This is a genomic window from Thalassoglobus sp. JC818 (assembly GCF_040717535.1).
Classification (GTDB): Bacteria; Planctomycetota; Planctomycetia; order Planctomycetales; family Planctomycetaceae; genus Thalassoglobus.
In genome coordinates, this window is record NZ_JBFEFI010000003.1 from 811,551 (window position 1) to 830,334 (window position 18,784).

14 protein-coding genes are annotated in these 18,784 nt (G+C 52.9%); 7 read left to right on the plus strand and 7 right to left on the minus strand.

The features are described 5' to 3' along the window. Nucleotides 1-3 precede the first annotated feature (3 nt). The gene (locus tag AB1L42_RS11020; RefSeq protein ID WP_367054732.1) at nucleotides 4-1,536 is read right to left on the minus strand and encodes a serine/threonine-protein kinase; all 1,533 of its coding nucleotides are present in this window, start codon (nucleotides 1,534-1,536) and stop codon (nucleotides 4-6) included. Next, entirely contained in the window at nucleotides 1,533-2,123 is a 591-nt protein-coding gene (locus AB1L42_RS11025; protein ID WP_367054735.1) for a sigma-70 family RNA polymerase sigma factor, read from the minus strand. Before AB1L42_RS11025 ends, AB1L42_RS11020 begins: the two co-directional genes overlap by 4 nt. Before the next feature lie 471 nt (nucleotides 2,124-2,594). Between AB1L42_RS11025 and AB1L42_RS11030 the strand changes: the two genes are divergently transcribed. The 4 genes from AB1L42_RS11030 to AB1L42_RS11045 all read left to right on the plus strand — a co-directional run bounded on the left by AB1L42_RS11030 (nucleotide 2,595) and on the right by AB1L42_RS11045 (nucleotide 7,743). Continuing rightward, nucleotides 2,595-4,112 (plus strand): UDP-N-acetylmuramoyl-L-alanyl-D-glutamate--2,6-diaminopimelate ligase, encoded by a 1,518-nt coding sequence (locus AB1L42_RS11030; protein WP_367054738.1) that lies wholly within the window; start codon nucleotides 2,595-2,597, stop codon nucleotides 4,110-4,112. Between the two features lie 39 nt (nucleotides 4,113-4,151). Beyond that, on the plus strand, nucleotides 4,152-5,567 hold the full coding sequence (gene murF / locus AB1L42_RS11035; RefSeq protein WP_367054741.1) for a UDP-N-acetylmuramoyl-tripeptide--D-alanyl-D-alanine ligase: 1,416 nt from the start codon (nucleotides 4,152-4,154) through the stop codon (nucleotides 5,565-5,567). Between the two features lie 445 nt (nucleotides 5,568-6,012). Then, a complete protein-coding gene (mraY, locus tag AB1L42_RS11040) occupies nucleotides 6,013-7,104 on the plus strand; it encodes a phospho-N-acetylmuramoyl-pentapeptide-transferase (protein ID WP_367054744.1) in 1,092 nt (363 codons plus the stop codon). Between the two features lie 192 nt (nucleotides 7,105-7,296). Continuing rightward, nucleotides 7,297-7,743, plus strand: a complete 447-nt coding sequence (locus AB1L42_RS11045) for a hypothetical protein (RefSeq protein WP_367054747.1) — start codon at nucleotides 7,297-7,299, stop codon at nucleotides 7,741-7,743. Between the two features lie 284 nt (nucleotides 7,744-8,027). Here AB1L42_RS11045 and AB1L42_RS11050 read toward each other — a convergent pair whose 3' ends face one another. From AB1L42_RS11050 to obgE, 5 genes are all read right to left on the minus strand, one after another. Beyond that, on the minus strand, nucleotides 8,028-9,062 hold the full coding sequence (locus AB1L42_RS11050; protein WP_367054750.1) for a hypothetical protein: 1,035 nt from the start codon (nucleotides 9,060-9,062) through the stop codon (nucleotides 8,028-8,030). After that, nucleotides 9,059-10,816: a hypothetical protein gene (locus tag AB1L42_RS11055; RefSeq protein ID WP_367054753.1), complete on the minus strand. Its 1,758-nt coding sequence runs from the start codon at nucleotides 10,814-10,816 to the stop codon at nucleotides 9,059-9,061. Before AB1L42_RS11055 ends, AB1L42_RS11050 begins: the two co-directional genes overlap by 4 nt. A 203-nt stretch (nucleotides 10,817-11,019) precedes the next feature. Then, complete coding sequence (locus AB1L42_RS11060) at nucleotides 11,020-12,267, minus strand: NPCBM/NEW2 domain-containing protein (protein ID WP_367054756.1); 1,248 nt, start codon at nucleotides 12,265-12,267, stop codon at nucleotides 11,020-11,022. A gap of 9 nt (nucleotides 12,268-12,276) precedes the next feature. Next, nucleotides 12,277-13,203: a prenyltransferase/squalene oxidase repeat-containing protein gene (locus AB1L42_RS11065; protein ID WP_367054759.1), complete on the minus strand. Its 927-nt coding sequence runs from the start codon at nucleotides 13,201-13,203 to the stop codon at nucleotides 12,277-12,279. Nucleotides 13,204-13,506: 303 nt separating this feature from the next. Next, complete coding sequence (gene obgE, locus AB1L42_RS11070) at nucleotides 13,507-14,517, minus strand: GTPase ObgE (protein ID WP_367054762.1); 1,011 nt, start codon at nucleotides 14,515-14,517, stop codon at nucleotides 13,507-13,509. Nucleotides 14,518-14,815: 298 nt separating this feature from the next. Here obgE and AB1L42_RS11075 point away from each other — a divergent pair, with 298 nt between their 5' ends. The 3 genes from AB1L42_RS11075 to AB1L42_RS11085 all read left to right on the plus strand — a co-directional run bounded on the left by AB1L42_RS11075 (nucleotide 14,816) and on the right by AB1L42_RS11085 (nucleotide 18,737). Next, nucleotides 14,816-15,712, plus strand: a complete 897-nt coding sequence (locus tag AB1L42_RS11075) for a hypothetical protein (protein WP_367054765.1) — start codon at nucleotides 14,816-14,818, stop codon at nucleotides 15,710-15,712. Between the two features lie 157 nt (nucleotides 15,713-15,869). After that, a complete protein-coding gene (locus tag AB1L42_RS11080; protein ID WP_367054768.1) occupies nucleotides 15,870-17,366 on the plus strand; it encodes a sulfatase in 1,497 nt (498 codons plus the stop codon). A 177-nt stretch (nucleotides 17,367-17,543) separates the two neighbouring features. Beyond that, nucleotides 17,544-18,737, plus strand: coding sequence for a DUF1573 domain-containing protein (locus tag AB1L42_RS11085; protein WP_367054771.1), 1,194 nt, complete (start codon nucleotides 17,544-17,546; stop codon nucleotides 18,735-18,737). Nucleotides 18,738-18,784 lie beyond the last annotated feature (47 nt).

Sequence of the window (18,784 nt, forward strand, 5' to 3'; positions counted from 1 at the left end):
TCGCTAGTCCTGAGGGCTGGGGAGTGGTTCGGGCAATTTGAATTGAGGCACGGTTTTGTTTTCAGCGTCGGGTTCATTCAGGAGGGTTTCGACACGGCTGAGTTCCCCCTCCAGTTCTTGAATCTCGCTGAGAATTGCCGACATCGAGAGTTCGCTTTCATCGGGCAGAAGCTCCGGTGCTGCGAGCGGTTTCGTCTCGATGTTGGGTAAGCCGTCGAGTGTCGCAGCAGCTTTGGTTTGCTCAAGTTGCGCGGAAGATGGAGATTCGGAGTTCGGCCCGAAGGACCCTGCCACAACGATGATCGCTGTAAGTGCCAAGATCGAACCACCTGCCCAGTACAGCAGTCGCCGATTTCGATTCGGCGATCGTTGCAGGAATTTGGGGAGCGGACTTTGATCGGGTTGTTGAAGATGCGCTAAGCACTGTTCGAAAAGCTCTGCGACTTCTTGAGCAGTTTGGAATCGATCGTCAGGATCTTTTGCGTGCAGACGATCGATGAGTCGAATCAGCCAGACGGGAGTCTCCGGCCGAACTTGCTGGATGGGTCTGGGTGTTTCATCTGTGATTTTTCTCAGAATTGCATAGCTTGTTTCGCTTCGAAACGGCGGTCGTCCGGTGCAAAGAGTGAAGAGAACGCTTCCGAGGCTGAACAGATCGCTGCGCTGATCGACACGTTCTCCACGAGCTTGTTCGGGTGACATGTATTGAGGTGTCCCAGCTAGAACTCCAGTGCGTGTCATGCTGGCGTCGTCTGCTGCCCGAGCCAGGCCGAAGTCCGTGAGGATGATTCGGTCAACGTCGGGCTCCATCAGAATGTTGGCCGGTTTCACATCTCTGTGAACCAGTCCTTGAGCGTGAGCAGCTGCGAGTCCGCGACAGACTTGCAGGCCAATGCGAACTATCGCTTCGATCGGGAGTGGACCTGCATGGTCGATACGGCGTTGGAGTGACTCCCCTGCGACATAGGGCATGACCAGAAAGGGCAATCCATTTGATTCAGAAACTCTGTGGATCGAAACGACGTTGGGGTGAACAACCGAAGCAGTCGCTTGTCCTTCTCGCGAAAACCGGGCACGTGCTGCTCCCGACATGGCGAGGTGAGGAGCAAGGACTTTGATCGCAACATATCGATTGAGGGCCGGTTCGTACCCTTTTAGGACGACACCCATGCCGCCACACCCCACGACGCCCACAACTTCATAACCCCCAAACCGGCCGAGCATGCGGGGATCGTCCGACGGTTGCAGAGCATCCAGGACCCCAGGGATCGCGGAGTGAAGAACTGGATCGTTGTGGAACCTTGTCGGAGGACTTGGAAGCGACTCTTTGAGTTCCGAATCAAAAATGTCGTCACTAAGGAAAGAGGAGGTGTCGTGCCACCATTGCTGGTCCGCCGACTGTTCATCAAGTTGCTTCTGGCACGATGGGCAACTGTCGAGGTGTTTGAGGAATGTGCCTTGATCGGTCTCCAACAGTTCATCATTCAAGAAGGCTGTCAGTTGGGCCGGGGAACAAGCTTGTTTTGCATCGCTCATGTTTCGTCCTCCATTGCCAGGACGCCTTCACGCAATCGTTTCATCACTCGGCTGCGTGCTGCATAGAGGGAGCCGATCGAGATGTCCAAGTCGTTGGCAACCACCGTTTTCGAATGTCCATCGACAGCTGTTCTCCAAAATGCCATCCACGTCGAGTCAGAGAATTCGTCGCGGATTTTCTCGACCACTTTTCGAAATGTGGCTCTCCGTAATTCGAGTTCGATTTCTGCCTCTTCTTCAGAATCAAATTTTCCTCCGGAAACAGCGTGTTCGTCGACGTTTGTCAAAGAATGGTGGCGATGTGATCGCGTCGCCGCATTCACGACTGCATTTCGAGTGACGACCAACAGCCACGCACGGAAAGAACCACTTTGGCGATCGAGATGCCAAGTCTTCATTTTCTCGGCAGCATTGGCAAAGACTCGTTGAACAAGGTCTTCCGCGTCGGCGGGCTGCAATCCTTTTCGGCGTGCGTATCGATAGATGGCAGACTGATAGATCTGCAGAAATTCGCGCCAGGCATCGTCGTCGTCCGCGTTCTGAACGCGTTGAAGCAAACTCCAGCGAGTTGTCGGCAGGTCAGACACGGATCCTCCGAAGTTGTGGGGCGACTGTCAGAAAGAAGCACACATCAACCTGTGTGATCTGACACGCTTTTTCAAAGATTTATTGTCTGTTTCGGTCAGTCGAAAACCAACCGAGCGTCGATCCGCCGCCGACGGCGCTCTGGCAAACCTCGCAGTGAACGGTTCGATTCTTCAGTAAATTATGCGAGATGAGGCGATTTCGAGGCGATTGATGTAACACTTACAACGTGGGGGGATGAAATCGGAATTTCCTTCAAAGCCTGCTTGACCGTTTTCGGAAAATGGAGAGAATCCCTCTCACTTGGCCAGCAGCAAACACGCCGCTGACAACACAACCACTTGCACCAGAATCGGTTACACTGTCAGACAGATTGGCAAAACAACTCATTCGGTGCCCCTTCCCCTTCATTTAACTTCGTCACGGACGACGCAACCTGCCTGGCAGGTTGTGGGGCAGGATGCCCTGTTTCCATGTTGATTCCGCATCGACAACCTGGAGCCGTGAATCTCCGCAAAGAGATTCCACTGGCGAGTTTCGTTGGCTGTCCCGACATTACCGTTTCGGAAGTGGCGGCTCACACCGACGATTGCACCCCAGGTTGCCTGTTTGTCACTCTTCCTGGAACACAATCCCACGGCCGTGATCATATTCCCCTTGCCCTCCAACGCGGGGTCGCGGCAATCCTCACTGATTACCCACTCGCGGACATTTCACTTCCTCAGTGCATCGTTCCAGATGTCCGGAAAGCGTACGGTCAACTTTGTCATGCCATGTACGGTCATCCTTCCCGTCGAATGGGAATCGCAGGGGTGACTGGCACGAATGGCAAAACGACCACCACGTGGATTTTGAGGTCCCTTCTCCAATCTGCCTCTCGATCAACCGGTCTGATTGGAACGATCGAATACAACGACGGCGTTCATTCAGAGCCCTCAACTCTGACAACGCCCGATGCGATGACGACGGCCCGACTGCTCGCAGCGATGCGAGATCGCCAGACAAATTACGCGGCAATTGAATTGTCGAGTCATGCTCTGGCACAAGGACGGCCCGAAGGACTTGGACTGGATGTCGCGGTCATCACCAACGTGACTCATGACCACCTCGATTATCATGAATCACTCGACCAGTACATCGCAGCCAAAGCCAAAATCATCGACTACTTAAAGCCGGAAGGCATCCTGATCGTCAACACAGAGTGCCCGCATTGGGAGAAATTCATCCCGGAGCAAGAAAGGCGTGTTCGCGTCCTTTCCTTCGGGGCGACTGACGATGCAGATATCTTCCCCGAGATTTTGGAACTCTCATCGAGCGGTTCACGATTCCGGATGCATTACGGAGTGGAACGTTTCGATTGTGAGATTCCACTCACTGGAAAACATAATGTCTCGAATGCTGCTGCAGCTGCTTGTGCTGCACTGCACTTGGGACTGACTACCGAAGAAATCCAGGCTGGTCTTGCGAAGTGTCCTCCGGTTCCCGGTCGACTTGAGTCCGTCAATTGCGGACAAAACTTCAGCGTCTATGTGGACTATGCCCACACCGACGACGCAATTCAGCATGCGATTCAAACGGTTCGTCCGTTGACATCGGGACAGACAACAATTGTCTTCGGTGCTGGCGGAGAACGAGATCGATTCAAGCGTCGAAAGATGGCGGTGGCAGCTGCTGCCGCAGATAAGGTGATCGTCACGAGTGACAACCCACGCGGTGAGTCACCGGAACAGATTATCGAAGACATCATGGAAGGTTTTGCGTCAACGTCGGTGAAACCGATCATTGAAATTGACCGAAGAAAAGCCATCCAGCGTGCAATTAGCGAAGCCAGAGGCGGTGATGCCGTCCTCGTGGCAGGCAAAGGGCACGAACGATTTCAGATTGTCGGCAATCAGCGTCTTCCATTTGACGATGTCGCAGTTTGTCGAGAAGCGATTCAATGGAATTTTCGCACGCTCCATCGCGTCGAAGCAACGGCGAAGGTCGCCTGATGAGTCGCATCGAAAAGACCACAATTCGGAAGCGGAAACATGCAACCCATTGCGGTCGATGACCTGATCTCCGCAATCGGCGGAGTTCCCAACGGTTTACCAGCTGGCAACCCGGAAGTGACTCGAATTTGTATTGATTCGAGACAAATTCAAGCGGGCGATGTCTTCTGGGCACTGGAAGGAAACAACTTTGACGGACACGAGTTTGTCGAGTCAGCTCTTCAGCAAGGAGCGCTGCTGGCAGTCGTGGAACCTGAAAGTTGCAGCCTCGAACGAACAATACAAGTTGCCGATACACTGATGGCCTTCTGGGATTTCGCAGAAGCCTACCGGCGTCAATTTGATTCACTGATCATTGGTGTCACGGGAACGGTCGGCAAGACGACCACTCGCCATATGATCCACTCGGTTCTTTCGAACAAGTTTCGAGGAATTGAAAGCCCACAGAATTTCAACAATCACTTTGGAGTCCCGCTCAGCCTGCTGCAGCTCGATGATCGCCATGATTTCGGCGTGATCGAAATCGGTGCTTCGCAGCCGGGTGAAATCGGAGATCTCACTGAGATTGTCCATCCTGAGATCGGTGTCATCACAGCCATCGGTCCCTGTCACCTCGACGAGTTCAAATCCTTCGAAAACATCCTGCGAACCAAAGCGGAACTGATTGAGCGTATCCCGAAGGAAGGCTTTGTCGTTCTGAACGGCGATGATCGCAACGTTCGCAAAATCGCAGACAATGCAGACTGCTCCGTCGTGTTTGTCGGAGAACGCAGCCGGAATGACCTGGTCGCCAAGGACATTCGGGTCTCGAACAACCTCGTTCAGTTTCGTGTCGATCAATCGGAGTTTCACGTTCCGGCCACAGGACGACACCACGTCACATCCGCACTCATTTCCATCGCAATCGGTCGACAGATTGACATGACCGATTCCGAAATCCAGAACGGTCTGAATTCGTTCTCGGCCATGCCCGGACGGAGCTGTTTGCGGAAGATCGGTCCCTGGACCGTCATCGACGACACATACAATTCCAACCCTGTTTCGATGTCGGCCGCGTGTCGCACGTTGCAGGACATGACAACCGAGGGGAAGCGAATTCTCCTCACCGGAGACATGCTCGCACTCGGAGAATGGTCGGAAGATTTCCATCATCTCCTGGGCGAAGAAGTCACCCGAGCGAAGATCGATCGAGTCATTGCGATCGGTTCACAGGCAGCAAGTGTCGCAGGAAGCGCACGACAACATGGCATGGATGCCGGCTGCCTGGGAATCGCACGCGATCAGGAGATCGCCATGATGCTCTTGAACCTGTGGCTGGAACCCAACGATGTGGTTCTCGTGAAAGGTTCACGGGGAACTCGGATGGAAACATTCCTGCCTCGCCTTGAACAACTCGCGGAAGAGATTCCGCAGATGAAGACGAACTTCGAAACGTCAACGCGAAAAGTGGCTTAGAGCCGGTGGCTCGTGCTGCATCGCGAAGGCCGTTTCAGAAAACAGACGAAGATTTCCTACGGACTTTTCAACATTCGCACACCAAGAGAACGAGAGGATCCTGTTGTGTTGCTGTTGAGGTTGCGGGACTTCCTCAGCACCGTCCCACTAGGCGTCTCGGGTCGGTAAGCACCACAGGCGGAACTACGAGTGGTCTCCTGGGTCGATCGCTCAAATTCGCTGCTACACAGCAGGATCCCTTTTTACATTTCCCCTTCGACAAATCACCCTGTGCACTGACTGAACCACGCCTCTCAACTTGCATGGCCAGCAATGACATGCCAAGTTCGCTGGTTCAGACGAGTGTACTGCAACAACTGATTTCGGAATCGGCTTCTCAGGTCGAGTTCGAAAACCTCCCCTCCCTCTCCATTCCTCAATCCATTCAACTCACATGATCCCTTGGTTGCTGAACCACTTGGTTCCGTTCGCGGAACAGTTGGAGCGGCACGCTGCTGGTGACTCGCGCATCCTTCTCACAGGACGCATCGCACTGGCTTCTGTGACCTCGTTCCTGGCAGCTTTGTTACTTGGACCGTTCGCGATTCGCTGGCTCAAAGCCCGCTGTCGAGAACGAATCGACAGTGCCTCCAAACGACTCAACGAACTGCACGCACACAAACAGGAAACCCCGACAATGGGCGGACTGTTCATCATCGCGTCGGTCGTGATTTCGACTTTGGTGTGGGGCAACCTTGCGAATGTTTTTGTTCAAATCGGACTTTTTGTTGCCATCTCATTTGCTGCTCTGGGAGCGGTGGATGATTGGACGAAGGTTCATAAGAAAACACGTGGACTGAGTGCTCGGCACAAGTTCATGACTCAACTGATACTGGGTGGAGTGGCAGCGACTTGGCTGTACTTCTCCCAAAAAGAGACTCCACACGGGCTGGAACTGATCTGGCCGATTGGAAAACACGGAATCTGGCTCGGTGCTGGATTCATCGCCTGGGGTGTTCTGGTCCTAGTCGGAACTTCGAACGGAGTAAATCTGACAGACGGACTGGATGGACTGGCCAGTGGATGTACGGTCTTCGTTGGATCGGCATTCATCGGACTAACCTACCTCGCCGGGCATGTAGTCATGGCGGACTATCTGAGTATTCCGCACATCACCGGAGCAGGTGAATTTGGAATCGTGATTGGTGCACTGGTCGGTGCGGTGATGGGATTCCTTTGGTTCAACTGTTATCCCGCCCAAGTATTTATGGGCGACACCGGTTCACTTCCAATTGGAGCACTTTTGGCTTTGGCCGCACTGGTGACACGGCAGGAAGCAGTCCTGGTCATCGCCGGAGGAGTCTTCGTCATCGAGACGCTGAGTGTGATTGCTCAGGTCGGATGGTTTCGAATGACTGGAAACAAATTGATCGCGTGCAGCCCGTTGCACAATCATTTCGTCTTCAAAGGTGAGCACGAAATTAAAATCGTCACACGATTCTGGATCGGCTCTGCACTGCTGGCCATCCTGAGTGTCGCAAGTCTGAAAATCTTGTAAAAGGATTTCGAGTGTCGACGAAACGAGCAGCAACGTTCAACAAGATTCAACGAAGTTAGTATGCAGCGTAGGGAGAGAGGGAATGGAAGTCGATCCGATTTACGGATCGGATCGGCTTCCAACCTTTTCCTGAACTGCTTCAGAGATGGATTGCTCGCCGACGAGCGACATTGCGGTTTGAGGAGTCCTTTGATGAAACGGCTGATTCAATACTTTAATTTTTCGACTCTCGCACTGGTTTGTGTTTTAGTTACTGGTTCAACTCTGGCTGTTACCCTCGTTGGATGCAACGCCTTAACCTGGAACGGAACACATCACGGGATTCGTTACAGCATTCATCGTGATCTGAGAAATCATTCCATCGTCAAAGGCAAAGATGGTTCTCTGATGTACGACTCGCCAGAGTTGGTCGTGCTTTCAGAAAACGGAAAACTGATGATTAATGGAGTCGAAAGCGGAGAAGTTTCCGAAGGCGATCTGGTCAAAATTACCGATCTTGGAACCGTTTTAGTAAACGGACAGCGACGTGGTGACAAACTGACCGGTCATGCGGAACTACAGAAACGGCTAAAACAGGGGCAAGCGGTCATTGAGACCCACACCCAGGCAGAACTCGACTACATGAGCGATCACGGCTAAATCGGACGGATGTTAACGAGCGGTGTATAGAGCAATAGCTGGTGACCGAGAAACGTAATCCTCATCTTGAAACACTGAAGTTAAATGCGTCGTAGGGAGAGAGGGACGGGAGCTGGCATGATGTGATCATGTCAGCTCCCACCTTTTTTTGTAGTGACCCAGATGACGCAATCGAAAACGACTGCGGGCCAATATTTCTGACAATACGTCTCTCGCACATTCGTGCTCATTGCTGGCGATTTGAGACGAGAAGAAACTTGCTAATTCCTATCGAATGCGGGGGTCTAAGCGCTTTGTCGATCCAACTTAATGAGACTGGAATCGAGTTCTGCATGAACCAGTAGACCGCGCGCGACGCCGTAAGGGGCGTATTGTGAAGGCCGGCACATGCCGAGTCGAATCGGAATCGGGCTTGTCTGAAAGACCGCTTTTAAGAGGTCCGGGAAGGCTTCGAATTGCGTTGGGCCGCCGGTGTAGACAACCTGTAATTCGTCTCGGAAAATAGGGTCGTCCAACTCTCGGCAGAGTCGCAGGTACTGTGCATTCCACGCGGAGAACAACAGCTCGAAAATCGATTTGGCCAGCCATTTCTGTTGGCTATTTGGCTCATCAGTTGAGTTCGTCTTAAGTGTCGGCAACAGTTGTGATGCTGCTTCGAGATCGAGGAATCGAGTTCCGTTTTGGTCCCAGACGAATTGATGAAATTCAGCTGCGAACTTTTGCCCGATCGTTCGAAAACCCTTGGAATACTGAGAGTGAAAAACCGTTCGTCCACGATGCATCATCGCGAAGGCCACGGACTCCGCACCCACGACAACGGTGAGTCCGGTCATGTTAGAGGAGGCAAGCTCACTGATTGCCAAAGCCACGGCGGGATTCAGCAACAGAGGATGATACCCACGCAAACATAATAACTGGTGAATGAAGTTGGTCTTAAAACTCTGGCGCCGCCACGCAGATGCCGGAATCGAAACGCCACAGCGTTCGTCTGTATGTGTGGCTGGCGGGAGAAGCGTATCAATCAGGATCGACAAGACCTGCCGGGCGATCGGATCCTGTTCTGGAAGGTGTCCATTTCGAAATACCGGAGAGAGTGGTCGACCGAGTTCCGGAGCGATTTTGACAGCTGCGTTGCCCAGGAAAACGAGTGAGTTTTCGGCGAGCGAATACGGAATTCGTGATTGACTGGCCAGATCATGAATTTGATCATCATCAGGGGCAGAACAGAACAGCGACGGAGTTCGACGCGCAATCAGACGCTTTCCGACACGGCGATACGATCGAAACTCGGAGCAGCCAAGATCGAGTGCCACAGTCATTGCTGTTTGCTTTCTGAAAGTGATCGAAGGGCCCGTTCCAGCGGACTGTCTTTTGAATCGTCAGCGCTCACGGGGGTGACGACATCGAACTTCTCAGAACGATGACGAGGAGGAGCGCATTTCGTTCGCGGCGAAGGCGTCGGTGTTGAAGCGAGACTGAAGCTCTTTTCAACACTGCGATGCTCCAGGTACTTCAACTGAGGAGCGATGACTTCGACATCCATCAGCCTGCTTGTTGCGATGGATGAAACTGTCGATTCCTGGTCTGAGTTGCCTGGATTATCAACACCCCGGAAATGATGTGGTGCTGGGAGATCGTGAGACATGTCCATCCGCACAGTTTGCGGTTCTCCATGTAATTGCTGAGCGTGCGGGAGGACGACTTCTTCCTCGATTGTTCCAATCGAATTGTCGAGAATCTCTTGGACGACCGAATTTCCAGTAGCGGACTCATTTCGCTGTGGAGCAACTGTTTCGGTCTCTTCGACGTCAGAACGTCGGTCGTGGCGCGACCATACGATGGCGAGCCAAAGCCCAACGCAACTCACTGAACTGACAGCGACAATCACGAACCAATAAGCTTCGCTGGACTTCGATCGTTTTGTGATGCGATTTGAATCTTGCGACGTCGTTGGAACCTTTTGAATGTCTGCAACAGCTTGTCTTTTTGCAGATGAAATTAGCGGCGGAAGTGGCGGGGCGACTTCCATCATCTGTTCTTCACTTTCGTCAGAGAACGCACTTCGATCTGCAATTTTCGGCTCTTCTGGAGGCGGAGGCACCATGAACGGAGGCTGCTCGTTCGATGTAGCAGTCTTCACTGATTCAAGATTGAATGCAGTTCGTTCCGGAAATGCGGCCAGTTCTGCTCCGCTGGGAACAGGAAGAGTTGAAGCAGGTGTCGTGATCCCCGTTACCTGAATCTTTGGTGCTTCGGATGGCGTTGGAGTCGGTGGAACGACCAAAGGGCGATCTGGTCGATTGGGATGACGTTCCTGACTCATTTCGGAAGCTGGTCTCATTCCGATTTTCGCGGCAATGTCCCGATGATTAAGAGGGACAGCGGGCGGAAACTCCTGAATCTGATGCAGCGATTCAAGATTGAGCGTCGACGGATCAAAAACGACGACAGAACCTCTCAAGAGCAGTTCCTGAGCAGTTCGAGCATAGGGATCGAGAACCTCGACCGATGTCGGGGCGAGTTCGTGTTGCCGAAGACTCTTCAAGAGATCGGTGACGGTGAGAATCGTATTCTCAAGCGGAAGCACGACGGGACGATTGGACAATCCAAGGCAGGCGACTGGAGTGACATCGTGTGTCACAAAACCGGTTGGAGAGTCACGTCGGGGAACGATGACGACCACGTCATCAGGTTCGATTGAGAAGTTGGCTCGTGTGTGAGTGTTGTCGAAGATTTGAACTGTTGACGATCCATGCCTCACAAGTCGGACTGCCAAACTAGCGTCTGGAGTCAGGCCCCCGGCAGCTGCGAGCAGGTCTTTGAGGATAATCTTGGGGCGGTCTGTGGAGACGAAGACTCCCGGAAGATCGACTGCTCCGACGATCGAGTAGTAGAACGGACCGCGAACTGGAGCAGTTTCCAGATTCAGAACCTTCATGCGTGGTCGCGTGGTTCCGCTTGCTCGTGATGATCCGGTCTGTGCGAAGAGCGTCGAGACGCTGAGGACCATCGCCAAGGTGAGAAGTGTTCGGACAACCTGTTGTGTCGTGCTCCGATTGACAATGCTGAACATTCTTGAGGTCTCTCCATAGCGGACCGCGAGCCGCAAGCATGGGTGGTCCTCTATCGAGATCGACTCAGGAGAGCAGAAAGTTGAGTTAAACTTTGACGATTGTTCCGATATTGACGATTCTCCTACGTGAGGAGAATGTCCAGTCTCTTCGCGTTCACCAAGACAACCGACTCAAATTGTCAGCGATCAGTTTCGAGGATGCTCTATTGACGTTCGTCGAGAAAGAAACGCGGCCGGCACCAGCAAGTGAGATCGGCGAGATCAGCCCTCAAGCCGAAATCGATTGTAAGCTTCAAGGTGCCGGTGGAAACCGAAAGCTCCGGAGTCGTTACGAAGCGTTGCGCCTTGGCATCGAGTGTTGCGGTCCACAATACGACGTCGTCCTGGAGAATCTTCGCTTCAACGTTCCCGCAATCTTCCTGTCGATCGTCCAGTCCCACTGATGTCACGAATGATCGAGCATTCAGGGGAACTCGAAGGTGAATCTCCGATTTCGAGTGAACACCAATTCCGTCTCGAAAGAAACGGCCGTCTGTCAACAATGTTCGCCCGTCGGGAGTTCTGTTCCAGACTGACTTGAGCTCTGATCCAAAAAAGTCGGTCGAAACAACCTGAGGTTGATGCGCCTGGGTGATCCCAATTGACGGACGTGCCAGAGAATCGATTCGCTGAATTTTGTCGACTTCGACTTCCAGGCTTCCCAGCCCCGGAACATCCAATCGAAATTGACCGGCCTCCGGCAAGCTTTGAATTGAGTCCACAGTCAGAAGGCTTCCATTGCGAAAGATGATTCGAGCTTGAGGCTCATTCAACGGCATGTCAGTTGATAGAAGGGGGTTGAACTGGAGGCTCTGAATGTTTCCGACAGGCAGTGAAAGGTTGCCCAGGTTGCAGTCAACTTCGACTGCTTCACGGCTGAAGTCAATCAAATCCCCCTGAATTTGATCGTTGTTGATGAGAGTGACGACGTCGCGATTCGGAAGAGAACCGGTCGAATCCTGGAGCGATCGCGGAGTGGTGTGAAGCGTCATCGAACGACTGAATTCGATCGGGATACGAATCGTCTGTCCTTCGAATTGAGTTTCGATCTGTTCGTCTACCAGATGTGCAGAGTCAACGAACAGCAGGTCGTCGTTTGTGAGACGAATCGCGTTCGTCGAGAGGCGAGTCTCATGAGTTGATTGGACGAACTCGACAACATCAACAGATTCCCAGTCGAACAATTGAAGCTCGTCGGCAGTTTGCAGTTCGACTTGTGAACTTGATTCGAGCCAGCGAACAGAATCGCATTGAAGAGTTGTACCGCCATGGAGACGCACTTTGACTGCGTGTTCCTCGTCTTCAGCAATTGCAGACACGCACAGTAAGAACATGGCCGCGCAGAAGTTCATCGCCAGTCTTGTGAGACTTTGCGGTCGAGTTGTTCTGCAATAAGCCATCAGACGGATCATGACAATGAATTAGTGTTCAAAGATCGGAAGAACATCATATGGGATTTGAAGTGCGACGAGTGCCATCGCTGTCGCGTATTCATCACCTTGCAACGGGTCCTCCCAGTGGTCTCCAGCACGTCGGCTGAGTAAATCGTCGCGCAGAATTGGGAAACAAATCCGCCAGCGGTTGTCTCGCGCCTGCCAGGCAGCCTGGGCTGCATAGTACTGTGCGTAAAAATAGTACTCGCGGTCATCTCGGATTTTGAGTCGATCGACGACGTAGTTCAAACCGTTCTGCACCACCGGGTCGTCGCTCACGCCAGCGGAATACAAAGCGACGACTGCCGCAGCCGACCTCGCCAGTCGCGATTCTGCCGGGTCAAACGGACGATATCGAAAACCGCCTCCCGGGTTCTGGCAACTCTTGATGTAATCAACCGCTCGGTCGACGACTTCTTTGGGGACGGAAATGCCGGCGTTGCGCGCTGAGCGAAGTGCCATGACCTGACAGACGGTGACAGAGACATCGGCCTCTTGCGGAACCGGATTGTAGCGCCATCCACCTTCAGAATTCTGAGTGGCGATGATCAAATCGACCGCTCGTCGCAATTTCTCGCCGACATCATCACGGGGAGTCATTCCATAAACTTCCGCGAGGAACATCGTCGCGAAGCCATGGCCGTACATTGGCCCGTGCGAGGCAGCTCCGGAATCGACGAGGTAGCCGTTCTTTTGAGAGCAATTAAGAAGAAAGCCAACCGTGCGGTCGACGGTCTCTGAGTAGTCGCCTGCTTCAGGAACACTTCCCGAGCAGAGAAACGCAATGCCGCACAAAGCAGCGATTCCAACGCTTTCAGAACGTTCGCGATTGTTGCCGAATGAACCGTCCATTCGCTGGCGACTTGCCAGCCACTTCAATCCGTCGACCGTCGCTTGCGCGGTCTGATCAGTCACCAGTTGTGGTAAACTGCTTGAAGAAGTTTCGATAGCATCCTGAGAGAATGCTCGACGAGGAAGACAATTATTCAACACCGCAACAGTGAGCATCAAGAGAATGATCGATCGAAATCCTTGCTTGCAACTGCGTGTACAAGGACTCACTCTGCCGAGATTAGATCGTCTCAAGCGTTGATCGTTCATGGCAGTCGCTAGGTCTGAGCTGGCTCTCGTTCGCGTCGATACAGGCTGCTCGGCGGAGGACATTGTGTCGTTTAGAGCATTTTCTGATTTTGTGTGCACAGGAAAGAGCAACTTGCTCTAATGGAACTCATCTTCCTGATCCATTTCACGAAGCAAGCGGGAGACTTCTTTAATGAGTTCTGCGAGTCCATCGCCGGTGACTGCGGAGATGAGTCTTACAGGCTTATCGAGTTCTTCCTTCAACAAGTCGCGGCAGGCTTCTGCATCGGGTAGTTCGCTTTTCGTCACAACGACAAGTTCCGGTCGCTCGACGAGAGTTGGATCGTAGAGACGCATTTCTTCGCGAATTTGACGATAGTTCTCGATCGGATCACTCCCGTCCATTGGGCTTGGTTCAACCAGATGAATGAAGACTCTCGTCCGTTGGACGTGTCGTAAGAACTCGTGTCCAAGTCCGACCCCGGCATGAGCCCCTTCAATCAGCCCGGGAATATCAGCGACGACGAAGTCGTGATCATAGCCAACACGGACCGCACCGAGGTTGGGGTACTTCGTGGTGAAGGGGTAATCGGCGATCTCCGGAGTCGCTCGCGACAGACGGCTCAGAAGTGTGCTTTTGCCAGCATTCGGTTTTCCGATCAGACCGACATCAGCGATCAGTTTCAGCTCGAGCAAAACCTCGCGGACTTCGCCCGGAGTTCCCTCTTCGAATTGCCTCGGTGCACGATCAGTCGAAGTCGCGAAGTGTTTGTTCCCGCGACCACCTTTACCGCCCTGAGCAATCAAGAGTGAATCGCCCTGCTGCAGCAGTTCCTTAAGCACGAACCCCTGGTTCTTGTCGCGAATGATCGTTCCGGGAGGGACATAAATGTGCGTGTCCTGTCCCGATTTACCGGTCTTCAGTTTACCTTCACCGGGGCGACCACTTTCTGCTTTCCAGTGGCGATGACCCGTCAGGTTGACCAGACTTCCCAGATTCTGGTCGGCAGTGATAAACAGGCTTCCCCCGTTTCCCCCATCACCGCCATCGGGACCTCCGCGCGCTACGTGAGCTTCTCGGCGAAAGCTCATGCAGCCGTTTCCTCCATCTCCTGCCTGACACAGAATTTCCACTCGATCAACAAACATAAGTCACACAGCTTGGGACGAATTCCGTCCCTCAATTGGAGAGAACGAAAGATAAAATGGGTTGGTTCAATCCGACATTTTACAGAACTTTCACGAAACTGCGATGATGCAGGCAGCGAAGCGATTCAAGCAGAGGATTTGAGGAAATCTAGAGAGCCAAACTAGGTGAGAGTTCCCGATTTTTGAGCCAGGAAACAAAATCGCTATCGCTGCAAACGGCATTTTTTGCTAGACCATTCGCTTGAGCCACATTGGATCAAAAGTTTCTCACCCGTTCACCTCATGTGCAGGGACGCCCATGATGCGATTTTCCACATCTCTTCTCCCGATCACTCTTTTCGCCCTGACTCTATGCGTTGGTTTTCATTCCTCTGCCAATGCTGACGAAGGTCAGGCATACACACTTCGATATCAGTTCCATCAGGGGCAAGTGATTCGTTACGAAGAGTCACTTCGGGATGACTATGTGATTCAGGTTCAGGAAGAAGTGGACGAGCCGTTTTCTTATCAGACTTCCGGCAAGTCGATGAAAGTCATCGAAGTCCTGGAAGATGGTTCCGCGATTGCAGACCTTCAGATTAACTGGGTGACAATCAAGATTCGTGAGAACGGCGAAGAAGAGACATTCGACAGCCGCACAGGTGAAGAGCCATCGGTGAAGTTTCTGGCGCTGGCACAAATCATCGGTCGTCCGAGAATGCGAGTCAAAATCACGACGACGGGAGAAGTCCTCGAAGCAGAGTCGCTACTCGGCGACGGAGGGAAACCCGATCCGTCCACTGTCGAAGTTCTCAGACGCCTTCCAGAGCAACCGGTTTCTGTTGGAGAAGTCTGGAAAGAAGATGCATTCATTGAACTGGCACTTCCTGATTCCCAACTCAAAAAGAAAGTTCGCCTGCAGGACCGCTTCAAATTCGTCTCGGTTGAAGACGGAGTAGCGAGCATTGAATTGGAAACGGTTGTGATCACTCCCGTTGATAGTGCAGAACTGCAAATGCAACTTCTGCGAAGGCAGCCTGCCGGGACATATCAGATTCACTTGGAACGTGGAGAACTGCTCGGGTTCGAATTGAATCAGAACAATGAAGTTCCCGGCTTCACAAATCGGCCGAGCAAGCTCACTTTCCGACAAAAGCACACCCAGCGGATTCTTCCAGTTCAGCTGTCAGGCGGAAACGATTCGACATTCCGTTAAGCCGAACTCTCCGACTCGAAGTATGTAGTTCGAGTGAGTCCGTAAGCTGTGATCACTTTCGCTGAGGCAATTCACTCGCACCACACATCGGGGATTGTTGACAAGTCAGGCAGACCGTGAGAGCCTGAATGGAACATTCCCCGAACTTGAGGTGCTGATGAGAACTCACTTCGTGTCCCAAGCTTTGTGGCTGCTATGTCTGGCCAATTTCTCAACGAATGTCGCTTCCCGCAGCTTGAATGCTCAAGAAGCACTTTCCCCGAATGTGCTGTTCATTCTCGTCGATGATCTCAACTGCGATCTCGGTTGCTATGGGCACCCTCTCGTTCAGTCGCCCCGAATTGACGAACTCGCTGCGACGGCTGTGCGCTTCTCGAAGGCGTATTCTCAAAACCCAGTCTGCAATCCGAGCCGCTCTTCGTTAATGACCGGTCTGTACCCAGAGCAAACGGGAATTCTGTCCAACTCCGGACACTTTCGAAAACAACATCCCGATCTGACGACACTTCCGCAGCATTTCATGAATCATGGCTACTTCGCTGCGCGCGTCGGAAAGATCTATCACTACGGCGTTCCCGACCAGATTGGAACGCCCGGTGAGGACGACCCTGCTTCCTGGAATGCGACGATCAACCCGCGTGGCCGGGACCGCGACGTGCATGACCAGATTCACTCTCTGATTCCGGGAAAGTTTGGCGGGACTCTCAGTTGGCTGAATCTCGACACCCCTGATGAGGATCAGACCGACGGACGCGGAGCGACAGCTGCCATTGAAATTATGAAGCAGCATCGTCCTGCGAAGACCGGTAAGCCTTTCTTCCTGGCGGTTGGGTTTTATCGTCCTCACACACCTTACGTCGCTCCGTCAAAGTACTTTGAGCTTTACGATCGGGACGCAATCAAGCCGGTGATGGAGAAACCGGGAGATCGAGATGATATCCCGCATGCTGCCCTACCGGATCGTCCTCATCAGCGAGAGCTCACAGTTCCTCAACGGCAGGAAATTATTCAGGCATACTACGCGGCGATTTCCTACATGGACGCTCAAGTAGGACGGCTGCTTGATGCACTCACAGAGCTGGATTTGGCGGAGAATACGATCGTAGTTTTCGCTTCTGATCACGGGTACCATCTCGGACACCACGGGCTTTGGCAGAAGTCCGATCTGTTCGAAGGTTCCTGTCGCGTTCCGATGATGATCCGCGTGCCTGAGAGTTCAACGACTGGGCAAGTTCACAAACATCCCGTTGAACTCCTCGATCTGTATCCAACCGTTTCCGAGCTGTGCGGGCTTGAGATTCCAGCTTTCGTGTTGGGCGACAGCTTGGTGGAAGTGCTCGCTGATCCAACTGCCGACACAGGCAGCGCTGCCTACTCTGTCACCGAGAGCCGGGGAGGAAAGATCTATCCCGAATTGAAAGGCAAAGACATCCTCGGACGCACGATCCGGACAGATCGGTATCGCTACACGGAATGGGGAGACGAAGCGGAATACGGCGTCGAACTCTACGATTATGAACTTGATCCCGAAGAATTCACAAATCTTGCGAACACCAAAACGCCGTCAGCGATTCAACGCGAACTGCGAGCTAGGTTGATGGTTGAGCGTCGAATCGCCAATTCCTCGGTCGCCAATCCGATGCCCAGCGAATAGCATTCGGATTTCGCGATTCAAACGACCGGTGATTTCGAGTCCGCCAATTGACCCGGCGTGGTGGGAACTTAAGATAGAGACAGCCTCGTCGAAAGATCGATCCGCGACGAAATTCTGGACATCATCCGTCCTGTGCATTTGAAGCGTGTGCAATTTTAACTTTGGAAAGTCGTGTCCATGAAGCCGATGCAGCTAGTGAGCATCGTGTTGTCTTTAGTGCTCGCCATTGGTCTCGTGGCTTGGTTAGCCAATTCCGCGCCCTCTTTCGTCGTGGAACAACCCGACGAGTTGAAAGACTTGGAGGGAAACGAGTCGGAATCGCTTCCAAAAGTTGATTACGAGCGAACGAACCCATTCGATCTCTCGGGAGATGGTCCGCACCCGAAAGCTTTGGCTGAGGAGCTGATCTACGACTTCGGAAACATGGCATTGGGCCAAACCGGAGAGCACGATTTCGTGATTCAGAACACCGGTGACCTCCCACTGAAAATTGCTCGCGGACCTTCACAATGCAAATGTACCGTCAGTGGTCTCAAGACCGACGAAATCGCACCCGGCGAGACAGCTAGCGTGCATCTGGAGTGGACACCCACCGCCCTCGGCCCATTCGGGCAGGGAGCGTCGATCTGGACGAACGATCCTGAAAATAAAGAGCTGATCTTCCGCGTCGAGGGAGAGATGCACCGGGAGATCGTTTCAGAACCCGAAGGAGGCTGGGTCCTCGGAACCGTCTCGAAAGAATCGCCCACGACCTTTGAAGGCGTCATCTACTCCGGCGTAATTGAAGACTTCGCGATTGAAGATGTCACGACGAGTTCGGACAACGTCCAAGTCGAAGTCACGCCGATGGCTGCCGACGATCTGGAAGATGTCCTGGCCAAAGTTGGATTTCAACTGAAAGGGACGTTCAAGCCCGATGGACGCTCAGGACCGTTTCGGGAAAAGGTAACCGTCACGACGAATCTCGAAGAGCATCAGAAGTTCGAATTCAATCTGACTGGCAATCAATCCGGTCCAATCGTGATCGTCGGTCCCTCCTGGTACAAAGGCCCGCAGTTGTTCGACCTCGGAAAGATAGTTCAGGGAGAAGCTTCTACTTCTCGCCTGACGCTGATGATCGAGAAGACCGATCAGCCTGTTGAAGTCGGCGAGATTCAGGTCGAACCAAAATTCCTCAAGGTCGAAATGGTTCCTGAAGAGACGTCCGAAACCTCCTCGCGGGAACGTTTCACTCTTCGTGTCGAAGTCCCAGCTGACAGCCCCGTCGGAAGATGGAACGGAGACCGCAAAGGCTCGCTCAAAATCAAAACAAGCCATCCACAGCTTCAAGAAATCTCAATGTCTCTCGATCTCGAGATCCGCTCTCAGTAACCAGAGTGATTTCTCTCTCTCAGAAACTTGCCGCTGGCGCTGCGAGA

What these genes read in the sequence shown, in the direction of transcription:
- AB1L42_RS11075 (WP_367054765.1), top strand. Translation starts at nt 14,816, where the DNA reads ATGATGCGATTTTCCACATCTCTTCTCCCGATCACTCTTTTCGCCCTG.
- AB1L42_RS11085 (WP_367054771.1), top strand. Translation starts at nt 17,544, where the DNA reads ATGAAGCCGATGCAGCTAGTGAGCATCGTGTTGTCTTTAGTGCTCGCC.
- obgE (WP_367054762.1), bottom strand. Translation starts at nt 14,517, where the DNA reads ATGTTTGTTGATCGAGTGGAAATTCTGTGTCAGGCAGGAGATGGAGGA.
- AB1L42_RS11080 (WP_367054768.1), top strand. Translation starts at nt 15,870, where the DNA reads ATGAGAACTCACTTCGTGTCCCAAGCTTTGTGGCTGCTATGTCTGGCC.
- AB1L42_RS11060 (WP_367054756.1), bottom strand. Translation starts at nt 12,267, where the DNA reads ATGATCCGTCTGATGGCTTATTGCAGAACAACTCGACCGCAAAGTCTC.
- murF (WP_367054741.1), top strand. Translation starts at nt 4,152, where the DNA reads ATGCAACCCATTGCGGTCGATGACCTGATCTCCGCAATCGGCGGAGTT.
- AB1L42_RS11020 (WP_367054732.1), bottom strand. Translation starts at nt 1,536, where the DNA reads ATGAGCGATGCAAAACAAGCTTGTTCCCCGGCCCAACTGACAGCCTTC.
- AB1L42_RS11055 (WP_367054753.1), bottom strand. Translation starts at nt 10,816, where the DNA reads ATGTTCAGCATTGTCAATCGGAGCACGACACAACAGGTTGTCCGAACA.
- AB1L42_RS11045 (WP_367054747.1), top strand. Translation starts at nt 7,297, where the DNA reads ATGAAACGGCTGATTCAATACTTTAATTTTTCGACTCTCGCACTGGTT.
- AB1L42_RS11050 (WP_367054750.1), bottom strand. Translation starts at nt 9,062, where the DNA reads ATGACTGTGGCACTCGATCTTGGCTGCTCCGAGTTTCGATCGTATCGC.
- AB1L42_RS11030 (WP_367054738.1), top strand. Translation starts at nt 2,595, where the DNA reads ATGTTGATTCCGCATCGACAACCTGGAGCCGTGAATCTCCGCAAAGAG.